General features: G+C 55.7%; 14 protein-coding genes. 6 read left to right on the forward strand and 8 right to left on the reverse strand.

The window, feature by feature from the left end:
• Window positions 1-20: 20 nt before the first annotated feature.
• From sodA to yiiM, 5 genes are all read left to right on the forward strand, one after another.
• Window positions 21-644, forward strand: coding sequence for a superoxide dismutase [Mn] (gene sodA / locus AC2A1E_RS08520; protein WP_484383380.1), 624 nt, complete (start codon window positions 21-23; stop codon window positions 642-644).
• A gap of 144 nt (window positions 645-788) precedes the next feature.
• Window positions 789-1,070 carry a toxin-antitoxin system TumE family protein gene (locus AC2A1E_RS08525; protein WP_484383381.1) on the forward strand — a complete coding sequence of 94 codons (282 nt, stop codon included), beginning with the start codon at window positions 789-791 and terminating at the stop codon, window positions 1,068-1,070.
• Between the two features lie 4 nt (window positions 1,071-1,074).
• The gene (locus AC2A1E_RS08530; RefSeq protein WP_484383382.1) at window positions 1,075-1,434 is read left to right on the forward strand and encodes an HVO_A0114 family putative DNA-binding protein; all 360 of its coding nucleotides are present in this window, start codon (window positions 1,075-1,077) and stop codon (window positions 1,432-1,434) included.
• Between the two features lie 574 nt (window positions 1,435-2,008).
• Window positions 2,009-3,940, forward strand: coding sequence for a methyl-accepting chemotaxis protein (locus tag AC2A1E_RS08535; RefSeq protein ID WP_484383383.1), 1,932 nt, complete (start codon window positions 2,009-2,011; stop codon window positions 3,938-3,940).
• A 104-nt stretch (window positions 3,941-4,044) separates the two neighbouring features.
• Entirely contained in the window at window positions 4,045-4,716 is a 672-nt protein-coding gene (gene yiiM, locus AC2A1E_RS08540; protein WP_484383384.1) for a 6-hydroxyaminopurine reductase, read from the forward strand.
• A 51-nt stretch (window positions 4,717-4,767) separates the two neighbouring features.
• Here yiiM and AC2A1E_RS08545 read toward each other — a convergent pair whose 3' ends face one another.
• Both AC2A1E_RS08545 and AC2A1E_RS08550 read right to left on the reverse strand, forming a co-directional pair.
• Complete coding sequence (locus tag AC2A1E_RS08545; RefSeq protein ID WP_484383385.1) at window positions 4,768-5,130, reverse strand: YibL family ribosome-associated protein; 363 nt, start codon at window positions 5,128-5,130, stop codon at window positions 4,768-4,770.
• A gap of 77 nt (window positions 5,131-5,207) precedes the next feature.
• The gene (locus AC2A1E_RS08550; RefSeq protein WP_484383386.1) at window positions 5,208-6,665 is read right to left on the reverse strand and encodes an aminotransferase-like domain-containing protein; all 1,458 of its coding nucleotides are present in this window, start codon (window positions 6,663-6,665) and stop codon (window positions 5,208-5,210) included.
• 142 nt (window positions 6,666-6,807) lie between these two features.
• Here AC2A1E_RS08550 and AC2A1E_RS08555 point away from each other — a divergent pair, with 142 nt between their 5' ends.
• Complete coding sequence (locus AC2A1E_RS08555) at window positions 6,808-7,416, forward strand: LysE family translocator (protein ID WP_484383387.1); 609 nt, start codon at window positions 6,808-6,810, stop codon at window positions 7,414-7,416.
• Here AC2A1E_RS08555 and AC2A1E_RS08560 read toward each other — a convergent pair.
• The 6 genes from AC2A1E_RS08560 to AC2A1E_RS08585 all read right to left on the reverse strand — a co-directional run bounded on the left by AC2A1E_RS08560 (window position 7,413) and on the right by AC2A1E_RS08585 (window position 15,412).
• A complete protein-coding gene (locus AC2A1E_RS08560; RefSeq protein WP_484383388.1) occupies window positions 7,413-7,973 on the reverse strand; it encodes an MltR family transcriptional regulator in 561 nt (186 codons plus the stop codon). The two genes, AC2A1E_RS08555 and AC2A1E_RS08560, sit on opposite strands and share 4 nt — an antisense overlap.
• Before the next feature lie 264 nt (window positions 7,974-8,237).
• The gene (locus AC2A1E_RS08565; protein ID WP_484383389.1) at window positions 8,238-9,392 is read right to left on the reverse strand and encodes a mannitol-1-phosphate 5-dehydrogenase; all 1,155 of its coding nucleotides are present in this window, start codon (window positions 9,390-9,392) and stop codon (window positions 8,238-8,240) included.
• A 64-nt stretch (window positions 9,393-9,456) separates the two neighbouring features.
• Window positions 9,457-11,373 (reverse strand): PTS mannitol transporter subunit IICBA, encoded by a 1,917-nt coding sequence (locus AC2A1E_RS08570; RefSeq protein WP_484383390.1) that lies wholly within the window; start codon window positions 11,371-11,373, stop codon window positions 9,457-9,459.
• A gap of 574 nt (window positions 11,374-11,947) precedes the next feature.
• A complete protein-coding gene (locus tag AC2A1E_RS08575; protein ID WP_484383391.1) occupies window positions 11,948-12,667 on the reverse strand; it encodes a DUF3053 domain-containing protein in 720 nt (239 codons plus the stop codon).
• Window positions 12,668-12,913: 246 nt separating this feature from the next.
• On the reverse strand, window positions 12,914-14,515 hold the full coding sequence (locus AC2A1E_RS08580; RefSeq protein WP_484383392.1) for a gamma-glutamyltransferase family protein: 1,602 nt from the start codon (window positions 14,513-14,515) through the stop codon (window positions 12,914-12,916).
• A gap of 15 nt (window positions 14,516-14,530) precedes the next feature.
• Window positions 14,531-15,412, reverse strand: coding sequence for an ABC transporter permease (locus AC2A1E_RS08585; RefSeq protein ID WP_484383393.1), 882 nt, complete (start codon window positions 15,410-15,412; stop codon window positions 14,531-14,533).
• Window position 15,413 lies beyond the last annotated feature (1 nt).

A 15,413-nucleotide genomic window follows, 5' to 3' on the forward strand; every position in this document is an offset into this window, starting at 1 on the left:
ACCCATTGGAGACGATGATTATGAGTTATTCACTGCCATCCCTGCCTTATGCTTACGACGCACTGGAACCGCATTTCGATCAGCAAACGATGGAAATCCATCACACCAAACACCATCAGACCTACGTTAACAACGCCAACACCGTGCTGGAAGCTTACCCTGAGCTGGCTTCGCTGAGCGTTGAAGCGCTGATCCAGGATCTGGATAAAGTCCCTGCCGACAAACGCACCTTTATGCGTAACAACGCGGGCGGCCACGCTAACCACAGCCTGTTCTGGAAAGGCCTGAAAACCGGTACCACGCTGGGCGGCGATCTGAAAGCCGCCATCGAGCGTGATTTCGGCAGCGTGGAGAAATTCCAGGAAGAGTTCGAGAAAGCCGCAGCCACCCGTTTCGGTTCCGGCTGGGCTTGGCTGGTGCTGAAAGGCGACAAGCTGGCCGTGGTCTCCACCGCTAATCAGGACAGCCCGCTGATGGGTGAAGCCGTCTCTGGCGCTTCCGGCTTCCCTATTGTCGGCCTGGACGTGTGGGAACACGCTTACTACCTGAAATTCCAGAACCGCCGCCCGGATTACATCAAAGCCTTCTGGAACGTGGTGAACTGGGACGAAGCGGCAAAACGCTTTGCCGAAGCGCAGAAGTAATTCCGTTAGCCCTGATGATGATGCCCGCTGATGCGGGCATTTTTTTTCACTATCCCACCCGCTCGTTAATGCGTCCGTATTGATGTATCTGTTTACATCACCATTGTCTGATATTATGATTTACATCAACGAGGAGATAAGCCCATGCCCGCTGTTGAGTTGATGAACCGCCGAATCCAGATAGCTGATAGCGCTTTCGCTTCTATCCGTATTCTGAAGGTAGATCCGGAAATTTTAGGCAGTAAGCACCCGTACAAATACAGCCTGGCCTACATTGTTGATGGTGTATGCGTCATGCGTTACGACAACGAACGCGGCAAGGGCGACCACAAGCACATAGGCGAACTGGAATACCCGGTGACATTTACCAATATTGAAAGCCTGATCGCCAGTTTCCAGAAAGATATTGACCTGTTGAGGAGATAATACCATGCGAGTGCTAACCGTCAGAGTAATGGCCGTTGATGATGCTTTCCGGGTGGCAATGTCAGACGCCTCCCGCGCAATGAACGGGGATGTTATCGGCTCAGAGTTGATATTTCCCACCGTAGAGCAACTGGCCAAAACGATGCTTGCCCCCAACCGCTGGCAGATCATCAAAGCAATGGAAGGGAAGCAGGCCGTGTCTATCCGTGAGTTATCACGCATTGTTAATCGTGATTTTCGTGGTGTGTATAACGATGTTCAGTCGCTGCTAAATGGGGGAGTGCTGAACAAGGAGGGCGAGAAGATCGCATTACCCTATGACCGAATTCATATTGAATTCAACTCAGACGATGCGGCGGCGTAGCCATGCCAGCTAAAACCACCAGCCGAGATAAATCATCTTTCTGGCTGGTGGCTGTAAAGGACACCATGCAAATTCACACAAATTTGTCATTCAGATAATGACCTGATTAACTTCACTTCTCACGATTCGTTACGCCAGCCACATCGCGCAGAGAAAGGCACAGGACGCAGTAAGCAAAGAGAATTACAGCGAATACTGGCTCTGGTGCAGCTATATCGGTAGTGAACTCCTTTATTAAATTATGGCCGTCAGCCCATTTTTTGCACTGACCTTATTAGATCAAAGCCGGTTATTAGGGGGAGTGTGTCGAAGGGGTTGTAACGGCATAAGCCGCCGACAAATTTGCCGGGAGCAAATTTGAACGACGTTAAGTCGGCCCGTAGGGTGGGACACAAGGATGTGTCCCATCATAGCCGCTCGGTGCGCTAGACCCCGGTATCTCGGGCTAGAAGGCGACTTTGCCATCAGCCTCAGCCCGCTAATGCGGACATTTATTTACCCATTTCTAGCTAAAGCCCGCCCTTTTTCTGCCGATATCTCGTTTAATTAACGATTGCCTCAAAAGGAAAATCTTATGGCGGCACTGAAGACATTGGCAGGAAAGTTCGTTCATCTCACCGTAGGTAAAAAGCTTTCGTTGGGATTTAGCCTGATTTTATTACTGGCCATCATTATCGCCAGCACCGGGGGTTATTATCTTCGTCTCATTGAATCGCGCACCGAACGCATCGATTTCAGCTATCAGATAACCAGCGAAATCAGCCAGGCGAAATACGCGCGCGCGATGTTCGGCCAAACCTACAAAATCGACTATCTGAACAGCAACCGCGCGCATATCGAGAATGTGGTCAAGCTGATCAATCATGCGCAGGAACTGAATTGGGACCCACAAAGCCGTAAAGAGTTGGAATCGCTGAAAGCGTTGATGGGCAAGTATCAGCAGCAGCGAGATAGCTTCCAACAGGCGGTGACAAAGAAAGACGCAGTGCGTGCCACCTGGAATATGTCCGAAGTGCAAGACAGTTTGAGCCAGATCGAACCGCAGTTGGCCCAGGGCGATCTGCCGTTGGCTTTTGCCCAACTCAACCAGAAGCTGACCTTGATCCGCTACAGTGCCCGTGGCCTGCTGCTGAGCCCGAACAAGGAGTCAGAAACGCCGTTGCTGAGCGCTATCGACGATGCCCGCAGTGCGGCCAATGGGCTCAGCCAGCGTTTACCAGAAACCGATCGGCCATTATTGCAGCCGCTGCTGACCGCGCTGGATGAATATAGAGATCATATCGCAGCCTACCTGCCCGCCTATGACCTCGAGCAAAAGCTCAGCCAGGAACTCGGCAATACCGCCCAGAAAGTCGATTCGCTGATCGGCGTGTTTATGAAAGATGAACTGGCGCAAACCAACAGTAATATCGATACCGCCCAGATCCAGATGGGCATCATTACCGTGATCGCAATCCTCGCAGGCCTGCTGGTGTCATGGCGCATCACATTGCAAATCACACGCCCGCTGCACACCACGCTGGCACTGGCAGAACGCATTGCGACGGGCGATTTACGCCAAACGCAAACCAGCACCCGCCGCGATGAGTTGGGCCAATTGCTGAACGCCGTAGCGGCCATGAGCCAGAATCTGCGCGATATGATCGAGAAAATCCAGATGGGCGTCAGCCAGGTGTCCACCGCCGCCGGGGAGATTGCCGCAGGCAATACCGAGCTCTCCTCACGTACCGAGCAGCAGGCGGCGGCAGTGGAAGAAACCGCCGCCAGTATGGAACAGCTCACCGCCACGGTGAAGCAGAATGCCGAAAACGCGCATCATGCCAATCAGTTGGCAACCGATGCCTCACAAACCGCACAGCAGGGCGGCCAGTTGGTGAACCAGGTTGTCAGCACGATGCGTGATATTTCTGGTAGTTCACAGCGGATCGCCGAAATTACTACCCTGATCAACGGCATTGCCTTTCAAACCAACATTCTGGCGCTGAACGCGGCGGTGGAGGCTGCGCGAGCTGGTGAACAGGGCCGTGGTTTCTCGGTAGTGGCCAGTGAAGTGCGCAATCTGGCTCAACGCAGTGCGCAGGCGGCGAAGGAGATTGAAGGGCTGATCGCCGAGTCCGTCAGCCGCGTACAAACCGGTACCGCCTTGGTGGAAAACACCGGCAATACCATGGAGCAGATCGTCCGTTCGGTCACGCACGTGCGCGATATCATGGCGGAAATTGCCGCCGCTTCCGACGAGCAAACGCGTGGTATCGCGCAGATCGGCCAGGCGATCGTGGAAATGGATCACACCACCCAGCAGAACGCCGCTCTGGTGGAAGAGTCCGCCGCCGCCGCAGATTCGCTGGAAGAACAGGCGGAAATGCTGCTGCAAAGCGTTTCGGTGTTCCGTTTGGCAGAGCACTCTGAGCCCGTCGAGGCGAAAACGGCACTGGTCAAATCACCGCTGGCAGCAAAACCGCGAGAAACCTCTACCTTAACGGAAAACAACTGGACCACTTTCTGATGCGTATCCCGCTGATATTCTAAGCGGGTTATGCTGTTGCTCTCTGCTCACTCAGGGTACTCTGGGCTATGTCCCTGGTTTGCACAATGAAAGTGGAGGTTATTATGCACCACCCAGAGGTTTATACCGGCAGCATCCAACCTTACGCAGATATGCGGCCCAGCGCGATTGCCAAACGCCGAGTCGATGGCGCAGTGATACTCACTCCGCTAGGTTTGATAGGGGATGAGCAAGCAGAAAAAAACTACCACGGCGGGCCGGATCGCGCGCTGTGCCACTACCCGCGTGAACATTACGCCCACTGGCGCGAGCAGTTCCCGGCACAGGCCGAGTTATTCAATGCTCCGGCGTTTGGCGAAAACCTTTCCACCCTCGGCCTGACCGAAGACAACGTGTTTATGGGTGATATCTACCGCTGGGGGGATGCGCTGATCCAGGTCACTCAGCCACGTTCGCCATGCTTCAAACTCAACGCGCATTTCGCGATCGATTATCTCTCGGTGCTGATGCAACAAAGCGGCCGCTGCGGCTGGCTGTACCGCATCATTTCGGCGGGAATGGTCAGTGGCGATCGGCCGCTCGAGTTGGTCACCCGCAGCAGCGACATTTCCGTCGCCGAGGCAATTAGCATTGCCTGGCACCTGCCGTTCGACGAAGAGCAGTATCGCCGCCTGCTAGCGGTAGCCGGGCTTTCTGCCAGTTGGAGCAAAACCATGCTGATGCGCATTACGGCCAGCAGAATTGAAGACTTCAATCGCCGTTTACTCGGCCACTAAAGCGGGGTAGAGAGCATCTGGGGCACAGCATTCCGCCCCAGACACTTACGATCAGAAGGCTTTTTTCGCGTAACCGGTGACCGCTTTCAGGCCCATCTCACGGCCCAGCGCCGTCATCGGATGCACCACGATCAGGCCGCGTACGTTTTTCTTCAACGTACCCATATCCGCCTGCTCTTTCTTGGTGATCTCACGGCTGAACGGCAGTTGGCTCAGCTTCTGTGCTTCTGCACTCAGCTTCTCTACGCGCACGTGCTTCAGGCGTTCAATTTCTGCCGCCAGCTTCTCTTTTTCTTTGGTGTGCTGGGCGATCAGGTCGATATTACCCTGTTGGATCACCACGGTGTCTTTATGCTTCAGTGCGTCCAGCAGGTCGCTAAGGCGCTTAATCTCTGCCTTTTCTATCTCTTTCATGGTTTTTGGCCTGTTTGTGCCGCTATCGGCACGCTAAAAATGATGCAGGCAGTATAGCAAAACGCCGATCGTTCGTCTTACGCAATTCCCGCTGGCAGCCCGCTCATTTCACAGGCTTTGGCCCCCACGCGCGCCAGCGCCTGGGTGTAGCGGGCATCAAACGGGTAACAGCAGGAAAGCCGCAGCCCATTGCGATAACGCCCGCTGGGGGAATACAGCGTGCCCGGCGTCAGGCAGATCTGTTCTTCCAGCAACTGATGGAACAGCGCTACCGAATCTACCGCCAGCGGGAACTCAACCCAGAACACAAACCCTCCCGCTGGCTGCGTTGCCCGCGTGCCGCGCGGGAAATGACGGGCGATCAGCGCCCTGGCTTCTTCTACCTGTGCGGCATAACGTTTACGCAGGTTGCGCAAATGATGATCGTAACCGCCGGCTTCCAGGAACATCGCCAAGGTTTCCGACAACAGCAGTGACTCTGACATAGACGAGACCGCTTTCAGCTTGTGCAACGCTTCGCTGAAGCGCCCACCGGCCACCCAACCAATGCGAAAATCCGGCGCCAGCGTTTTGGTAAAGCTGGAGCAGAACAACACCCAGCCATCGCGATCGAACGATTTCACCGCCGGGCTGAGCGCACTGCCGAATTGCAGTTCGGCATACAGACCATCTTCGATCAGTGGTACCTGATGATCGTTCATCAAGCGCGCCAGGCGTTTTTTCGCCGCCAGCGGCATGATGCACCCGAGCGGGTTTTGCACCGTCGGCATGGCGATCACCGCATTGAGCCGCTTTTCTTGCAACAGCAATTCCAACGCATCCAACGACAAACCGTGCTGCGAATCGGTGGGGATCTCCAACGCCTTCAGCCCCAGGCTGGCGAGCAGCGGCAGCAGGTAAAAATAGGTTGGGGATTCCAAGCCAACGCAGTCACCCGGCTTGGTGGTGGCGCGCAGCGCCAGCTGTAGCGCCTCCATGCAGCCGTGCGTCAGGGTGAGGTCCCCTGGCTCCAGCAACATGCCCAGGGTCATTGAACGCCGGGCGATCTGCTGGCGCAACCGCAGGCTACCCGGTGGCAACGCGTATTGCCCGATCAGGTTTGGCTGGCGGCGCAGCTGTGAAGAGAGCATGCGCCCCAGCTTACTACCGGGATAAAAATCGCTGGTTTGCGGGCAGGCCAGCGACAGATTGGTAAATGCCGGATTCTGCTGGGCGGCGAACACCGTATCGATCAACGCCAGCACATCATCCGCCGGTTTTTCTATGCGGTTACTGGGGGCCGATGCGGTTTTCAACGCCGGTAACGTAGCGCGCACATAGAAGCCGGACTGCGGCCGCGCTTCGATCAACCCACGGTCTTCCAACTGGCGATAAGCCGCCACCACGGTATTGATACTGACGCTATGGATCTGCGCGCAGCGCCGTACCGAAGGCAGGCGGCTGCCGGGTAACAGGGTGCCACGGCGAATCGCCGCCGCTAGCGTATCGGCCAGTTGTCGGTAACGAATGTCTGGGATCTCATCGAGCAGGGTCACAGTTTGGCTCCAGGTAATGGGTACAGTTTAAAAATAGTGAAACTGTAACCATAACAATACTGTATTTCTGGTTCTGTCACCATTCACCCTCGGCCCTTATGCTGATAGCCAACCCGCATCTATACCCTTTAGGAGCTTTTTTATGCTGGATTCAGCCTTTGTCAGTTACGTTACCGTGATGTCGATTACCCCCGGCCCCAACAACCTGTTGCTGGCATCGTCCGGCGTCAACTTTGGCATCCGCCGTACCTTACCGATGGTGTTCGGTATCAGTGCCGGTTGTGCGGTTCAGCTTGCGCTGACCACCACGCTTCTGGCCGTGATCATCAACTGGGCTAGTGCCATCCGCTTCCCATTGGCCGCGTTAGGTTGTACCTATCTGCTGTGGCTATCGTGGAAACTGTTCAAAGCCGCGTCACCGGATGCCACACAGCAGACGCAGCCAATGCGCTTTATCGGCGGTGCATTGTTCCAAGCGGTCAACCCGAAAGCCTGGCTGATGGTGATTAATGTGGCGATCCTGTTCGCCCCACGTGAGGGAGCCAGCCTCGGCCAGACGCTGCTGATCATTGCCAGCTTCAGCGCAGTGAATATTCCCTGCGTGCTGGTGTGGGCATTGATGGGCGATCGGCTGCGCCACGCGCTGCGCGTTACCTGGAAGCTGAGAGTGTTTAACGCGGTGATGGCGGGATTAATGGCCACAACGGCATTGTGGCTGCTGTTTGATGAATGGCGTATGGCGTTTGCTTAAGGCTTTTGCGCACCCAGCGGGGAAAGGCGGGAGGGTTGTTTGGCTCCAATACCGGCCAGCAGTTCGGTCATCGACAGCACCATGGTGGAACGCACCATCTGCTGGTAACGCTGATGCTGCATGGCAATCAGCGATTCATCCGCTTCGCCGGGTTGCAGAAAGGTCGGCACCGGCGGCAAGGTGCTGACGCAGTGAAATTCGCTGAAAGGGCCAAGGATTTCGTCATCGATAAAGCGGTATTCCGAACCATCGTGATTCAGTTCTTCACGCATCGCCATCAGCAGTTCGGCATCTTCATATTCATAGCGTGAAATCACACCCAAGCCATACATCAGCTTGAGGCGGACCGAAAGTTCGCCCAGCGGCCCTTCGCCAGACAATAGCGGTTCTACGGCATATTTCACCGCGTAGTCGTCTTTACGAAATACCTGAACCACCAAGACGTTAAGCGCTTCTGCCAGCAGCTCGACCGCTGCAATCAGAAAACTGCGCACCGTCTTGCCTGCGTTCAGCTTTTCCAACACTTTATTTTCAAATGCCTGTGCTTGTTCCATCATCGCTTTTCGAATGGCGTGGGGAGAGTACTTTAACACTCTATTGTTCATCAATCGTTGCCACTAGGCTTTATTGACGCGATCCGTTGGCGAACGGACTGCGCAGCGTACACGGAGTAAGTACAGAGGTCGAGCATCACTCTCATGCAAGGCTAACCCGTTCCCTCTCCTTTGGAGAGTGGATTAGAGTGAGGGAGAGATCACCGCACTCAATCCCCTCACCCCGGCCCTCTCCCACAGGGAGAGGGGGTTACATGCCCAACCTGCTTAGCGCTGCTGCATGGCGTTATAAGCAGCGACCGCTTCGCTCACCACGGCGCTGTCAGTCGGTAAACCGGAGATTTGCACCAGCGCGGCTTGTGGCCCCAGCGTTGCCAGCAGTTCCACCAGCTCTTTGGCCTGCGGATCCTGCTCACTGCGATAACTCATGGCGGCGGCAATACCCTGGATCAGATTGGCATGCGGCAGGCCATATTCCAGCATACCCAGCAGCGGCTTGATCAGGCGATCGCCCGCGCTCAGCTTACGCAGCGGCTGGCGGCCAACGCGCTCTACGTCATCGTGCAGATAGGGGTTTTCAAAACGCGACAGGATTTTGTTGATGTACGCCGCGTGCTTGTCGGCCTCAAAACCGTAACGCTTGATCAGCACCGCACCGCTCTCTTCCATCGCGCCTTTCACGGTCTGGCGAATCGCCGGATCGAGGATCGCATCGCGGATGGTCAGCAGATTTGCCTGCTGGCCAAGATAGGCGGTGATCGCATGGCCGGTGTTCAGGGTAAACAGCTTGCGCTCAACGAACGCCATCAGATTATCGGTCAGTTCCATACCGGCAATCGCTGGTGGTTGGCCCTTAAACTGGGTTTGATCGACAATCCATTCGCTGAAGGTTTCAACCGTCACTTCCAGCGGATCGTTGCTGCCTGCCTCTGCTGGCGGCACGATGCGGTCAACGGCGGAGTCAACAAAGCCGATATGCTGCTCAACCCAGGCCTGCTCATCCTGCGGCAGTGCGTCGAATACGTGCTGCTTCAGTTGGCTGGTGCCACGTACCATGTTCTCACAGGCGATGATGTTCAGCGGCTGGGTATTGCCCTGCTGATGGCGTTTAACCAGCCCTTTGGCGATTGTCCCGGCGATTCTTGCCAGGATCTGCGGGCCAACGGCGGTGGTGACGATATCCGCGGTGGCGATTAACGCCACAACCTCTTCGCTGCCGCTGTTAACGGCGCTGACGTTGTTCACGTTCTCAACGCGCGCCTGCTCACCCACCACATGCACCTGGTAGCTTTTGCGCTTGTTCAGCTCATCCAGCACCGTCTGGTTAACATCAGCAAAAGTCAGTTCGGCATGTGCATCGGCAAGCAGCTTGCCGATAAAACCACGGCCGATATTCCCGGCTCCGAAGTGTAATGCTTTCATAGTCCTACCTTTATTAATGTAGAAGGGTGCAGCAAGCTGCACCCTTTAAAATGATTCTGTTTTATCAGGCTTTCTTGCCGCCAAGCAGATCCAACACTTCCTGCACGCTGGTGGTATTCGCCAACCGCTCGATCACGGTGTCGTCATCCAACGCATTGGTCAGGCTGGTGATCACATGGATATGCTCGTTGTTGCGTGCAGCGATACCAATCACCAAGCGCGCCACTTCGTCTTCTTCGTCACCGAAACGCACGCCGTGCGGATACTGGCAGAACACCACGCCGGTGCGCAGCACGCGGTCTTTGGCTTCAATGGTGCCATGCGGCACGGCAATCGACTCGCCCAGATAGGTGGAAGTCAACTTCTCACGCTCCAGCATTGCCGGAACATACTCAGGCTCAACGTAGCCGCCTTTCACCAGCTGCTCACCCGCAAAGCGTATTGCCTGCTCTTTGTCGGTGGCATGCAGATTGAGGAACACGTTGCTTTCGGTCAGTTTGAACAGGTTCTGCTCACCGGCTTCAAAGCTGTCGTCCAACGTGGCGATCACTTTCTGCTCGGTTTCGCCGGTTTTGTTGGCCGCCACCAGACGCGCGGTCAGATCGTTGTACAACTGGCTGTCGAGGAAGTTGGTCAGCGAAATGTGCTGGGCCTGCGGCGCATGACGCATCGCACGTTCGGTCAGATCGCGGTGGGTAATCACCAGATCCACATCTTCCGGCAGGTTGTTGATCGCGCAGTTAGTCACAGAGATATGTTTCAGCCCGGCGTCTGCCACTTTCTTGCGCAGCACACCGGCACCCATGGCGCTGGAACCCATACCGGCGTCACAGGCTACGATGATTTTACGCACGGTGTTCAGATCGCCGTCTGCCGCTGCATTCGCTGCTTTGCCGCCTTTGGACTGTGCTTTCATGTCCTGAATGCGACGGGTCGCTTCTTCCAGGTCATCTTCTTCTTTCACTTTCGAGGTTTTCAGCAGGAAGCCAGAAACCAGGAAGGAAACCAGGAAGGCTGCGAAGATCGCCGCCAGGTTAGCGAAGTAGGCACCTTTTGGCGTCATGGCCAGCACTGCCAGGATAGAACCTGGAGAAGCAGGGGAAACCAGGCCGCCGTTCAGCACGGTCAGGGTGAACACACCGGTCATACCGCCCAGAATAACCGCCAGAATCAGGCGTGGATTCATCAGCACGTATGGGAAGTAAATCTCATGGATACCGCCCAGGAAGTGGATGATTGCCGCACCGCCCGCAGACTGCTTGGCACTGCCACGGCCAAAGAACATATAAGCCATCAGCACGCCCATACCCGGGCCTGGGTTGGCTTCAATCAGGAAGAAGATTGACTTACCGGCTTCGGTAGCCTGCTGGATACCCAGCGGCGAGAAGATACCGTGGTTGATGGCGTTGTTCAGGAACAGGATTTTCGCCGGTTCAACGAAGATCGAGGTCAATGGCAGCAGGTTGTTGACCACCATGATATGCACGCCAGCCGCCAGAATCTTGGACAGCGCTTCGACCAATGGGCCAATGGCAAGGAAAGCGAGGATCGCCAACAGCATACCGATGATACCGGCGGAGAAGTTGTTCACCAGCATCTCAAAGCCGCTTTTGATCTTACCGTCTACCCAGCGGTCAAAATGTTTGATTGCCCAGCCACCCAACGGGCCAACAATCATGGCGCCGAGGAACATCGGCATATCGGCCCCGACGATCACGCCCATGGTGGTGATAGCACCCACCACACCACCACGCTCGCCGCCCACCAGTTTACCGCCGGTGTAACCGATCAGCAGTGGCAGCAGATAGGTGATCATTGGGCCAACCAGCTTGGCTAACGTTTCGTTAGGCAACCAACCGGTAGGAATGAATAGCGCGGTGATGATACCCCAGGCGATGAATGCGCCAATGTTGGGCATCACCATATTACTCAGGAAGCGGCCAAAGTTTTGAACTTTAACCTTGATATCTGGTGAAAACATAAAACACACCCCTATTGTTACGCGCTGACAATAAGAGCGCGCGATAATTGTTGTAACGTTCCAGCCCTGTTGATGCTGTATGCGAAACGGACTCTACCACGCTCTTTTTACTGCGCGAACCTCTCAACAAAACTGTGACTCATATCACACATAACACCCCCATGATCAGGCATTTATCGTGATGTAAATCACATTTATCCAGTGTAAAAAAAGCACAACAGGACGTTAATCGCATGAAACACAGCAAAAACGTGACACAAATCACAATTTAACTTCTGGTATTTGTTTTTAAATTGTGACATTAATCACAATTTATTTTACATCCGCTAACCGGGTTATGACCAGAAAGCGCATCTTCCCTGTGGGCACGCACTCCGCCAGCAATTAACCGTGGAGCGAATGAAAGAAAACTACATTAAAAGAAGTGATGATTCGGCGGTATTGCACCTAGTTGAAGTGTAGTACAGAAGTGCTGAGGGGAAGTGCGGCAAGTCATGAGAAAAAATGGGCGTTATGTGGGTAGACCAACACGTTGGCCCACCCACATCGTTCAATGCGCAGCGGCGTTTTCGCCCTATTGCATTACCGCTTGCACGGCTTTTTGTGCGTTCAGAAAATCCGGCTGCTTGGCCACCAGGCTCGCCATCATGGTGTTGTACTGCGTCGCCTGCTGCTGGGTGCGGAACTGTACGCCGCCATTGTTGAAACTGACCTGATTGCCCTGCGCCTGGAGGAAATCTCCGACCTGTACCAGCTCCTGCACAAAGCTGGCCGTGGTTGGAATGGCTGGCATCAAGGCATTGGCCGGTGCGGTGACAATTTTGTCATACGCCTGATTGTAAACCGCTTTCAGATCGTCCGGCTGTTTCAAGGTTGCACGCGCGGTGTCTGCCTGCGTTTTCGCCGACTGGATCTGCTGCCCTAACAGGTTTAACGCGCCCACCGACTGCTTCAGGTTATCGCGCTTGATCATGTAATCCTGCGCGGTGTGGATCTGGTTAATCTGATCCAGCACCGGAGTCAGGCTGGCATCAACCGACTTCGACAACTGCTGGGAGAAACCGACCAAAATCGCGTAATCACCGGCATAGTTGCCGAATTTCTGTTTCTGATCTTCGCTCAGCGTCGGAATGCTCACGCCGCTACGCATAACCGTATTCTGTAAGTAATCAACGAATGCCTTGCGTTGTTCTGGCTCTTTATCGCCGCAGGCGGTCAATTGCATAACCACCAACAATGCCAACACCGGTGCCAACCAACGCGCGAAACCTCTGCTCTGGATCCCTACCGCCATGTGACATAACTCCTATTTAAACGTCTCTTTTATCAGGCTCCATACCCTTTACTGCTCTCCATGCGCCTCTCCCCATCGTATCTACCTACAGATTCTTTGGGCCTACAAGAATAGATCAACTGGATGCGATGCGATACGCGATTCGCCTTTCTGGCTACATTGTGTTTCATTTTGCTGGGAGGGATGTAGGTATGAAGGTAACAATGCCAGAGAAACAGGGCCGGATCTCTCCGGCCCAGATAACCACTAAAACACCAGCGCCTGCCCGTCTTTGCGGCTTTCGGTGGCCGCAATATAGAACCCCTGCGGATCGCGGATAATCGCCTGCGCCCCGCCGAAGCTGTAGGTTTGCAGCGGATCTTCCAGCACCACGTTATGGCCCATGGCCCGCAGCGCCGCCAGCGTATTACGATCCATCGAAGGCTCGACGATCACCTCACGCCCGGCGACGATCCGCCAGCGCGGTGCATCGATCGCCGCCTGTGGGTTCTGCTTATGCAGCATAATACGCAACGCCATCTGCAAATGCCCCTGCGCCTGCATCGGCCCGCCCATCACGCCGAACGACATCAGCGGCTGCCCATGACCATCCAAAGCAAACGCAGGGATGATGGTATGGAACGGCCGCTTATTACCGGCCACCACGTTCGGATGCTGCTTATCCAAGGAAAAACCAGCGCCACGATTTTGCAGGCTGATGCCGGTGCCCGGCACCACTACGCCTGAACCAAAGCCCATATAGTTGGACTGAATAAACGATACCATCATGCCGCTAGCATCGGCGGTAGAGAGGTATACCGTGCCGCTCTGCGTCGGCGCGCCGAAGGTGAAGTCACCGGCTTTTTGCGGATCGATCAGCGCCGCACGCGTTTTCAGGTAGCTGTCACTCAGCAGGCGTTCAGCCGGGAACTCCATGTGTTCCGCATCAGCCACATAGCGATCCAAATCCGCCAGCGCCAGCTTCATGGCCTCGATCGACAAATGCAGCCATGCCACGGAATCCGGCTGATAGCGGCCAATATCCCACTGTTCAAGAATGCCCAACGCAATCAGCGTGGCGATCCCTTGGCCGTTAGGCGGCAACTCATGCACCGAGCCGCCGGCAAACGGACGCGATATCAGCTCAACCCAATCAGCCCGATGATTTCTCAAATCGTCCATGCTCAGCGCCGCGTTATGCTCACGGGCAAAAGCCACCATCCTCTCTGCCAGTTCACCACGGTAAAAAGCTTCGCCCCGGGTAGCGGCAATTTTTTCCAGCGAATTAGCCTGATCCGGGTTACGGAACAGCTCACCGGCGCGCGGCGGCTGGCCGTTTGGCGCGAAGCAAGCGCTAAAACCCGGCTGATCGCGCAGCTTGCTATAGCCCCGCTGCCACAGCGCGCCGATCAATGGGGAAACCGGGAAACCGTTGCGCGCATAATCAATAGCAGGCTGTGCCAGCGTGGTAAGCGGCAGAGTCGCGAAGCGTTCCGCCAACGCCACCCAGGCAGAAACCGCACCCGGCACCGTTACCGCATCCCAGCCCAGTTCCGGCATGGCTTGCAGCCCAGCAAAGGTTTCCGGTGACCAGGCCGCAGGCGCGCGGCCAGACGCATTTAACCCGTGCAGCTTTTTGCCGTCCCAGACGATGGCAAACGCATCGCTGCCGATACCGCAACCGGTAGGTTCCACCACGGTTAAGGCGATGGCAGTGGCGATCGCCGCATCCACCGCATTGCCGCCCTGCTGCAACATACGCAACCCGGCCTGTGCCGCCAGCGGCTGCGAAGTCGCTACCGCATTCGCTCCCATCATCGGCACGCGCCAGGATGGATAACCCTGGCTAAAATCCCATTCTCCACTCATCACTCTTCCTTTTTGTCAGTCGTTACGCGGATCGAGCGCGTCTCGCAGCCCGTCACCCAGCAAATTGAAGCCCTGCACGGTGAGAAAAATGGCGATCCCTGGGAAAATCGACATCCAGGGTGCCTGTTCCAGATAACCTTTCGCCGTATTCAGCATCGCCCCCCACGAAGGATTGGGCGGCTGCTGGCCCAGCCCGAGAAACGACAGGCTGGCTTCGGTAATAATCGCCGCAGCGATTGCCAGCGTGGCCTGCACCAGAATCGGTGACATCACGTTGGGCAACACATAGCGCAGCACGATCCAGCGGTCCGGCAGGCCGATGGCCCGTGCGCCGTCGATATACTCCTCATGGCGCACCGCCAGCACTTGACCCCGCGTCAGGCGGGCGAAAATCGGCATCGCCGACAGGCCAATAGCAATCATGGCGTTGCCGAGGCTGGGGCCAAGAAAGGCACCCAGCGCAATCGCCAGGATCAGGAACGGGCAAGCCAGCAGCGCTTCGATAACGCGTGAAATCACGCCGTCCCAAATTCCCTGCCAGTAACCGGCGATCAGGCCCAGCGGCACGCCGATCGCGATGGCGATCATCACCGAAATACAGCCCGCCAACAGCGAAGTACGCGCCCCCCAAATCAGACGAGAGAAGATATCTCGCCCCAGTTCGTCGGTGCCAAGCCAGTAAAGCTCCGACGGCGGCTTACGCACCGCCAGAAAGTTGGCTTTCACCGGATCGAACGGCGCCAACCAAGGGGCCAACAGCGCCACTACGACAAACAGCAGCACGATCGCCGCCCCAATCATTGCGCTTTTATTGGCGAGAAACTTCTTCAATACCCGATTACCCGGCGCGCGCAGCGGTGCAACCGCCGCCGTATCGGAAACCAAAACTTCACTCATG

The organism is Serratia sp. HNCC26DJ206 (genome assembly GCF_057180605.1).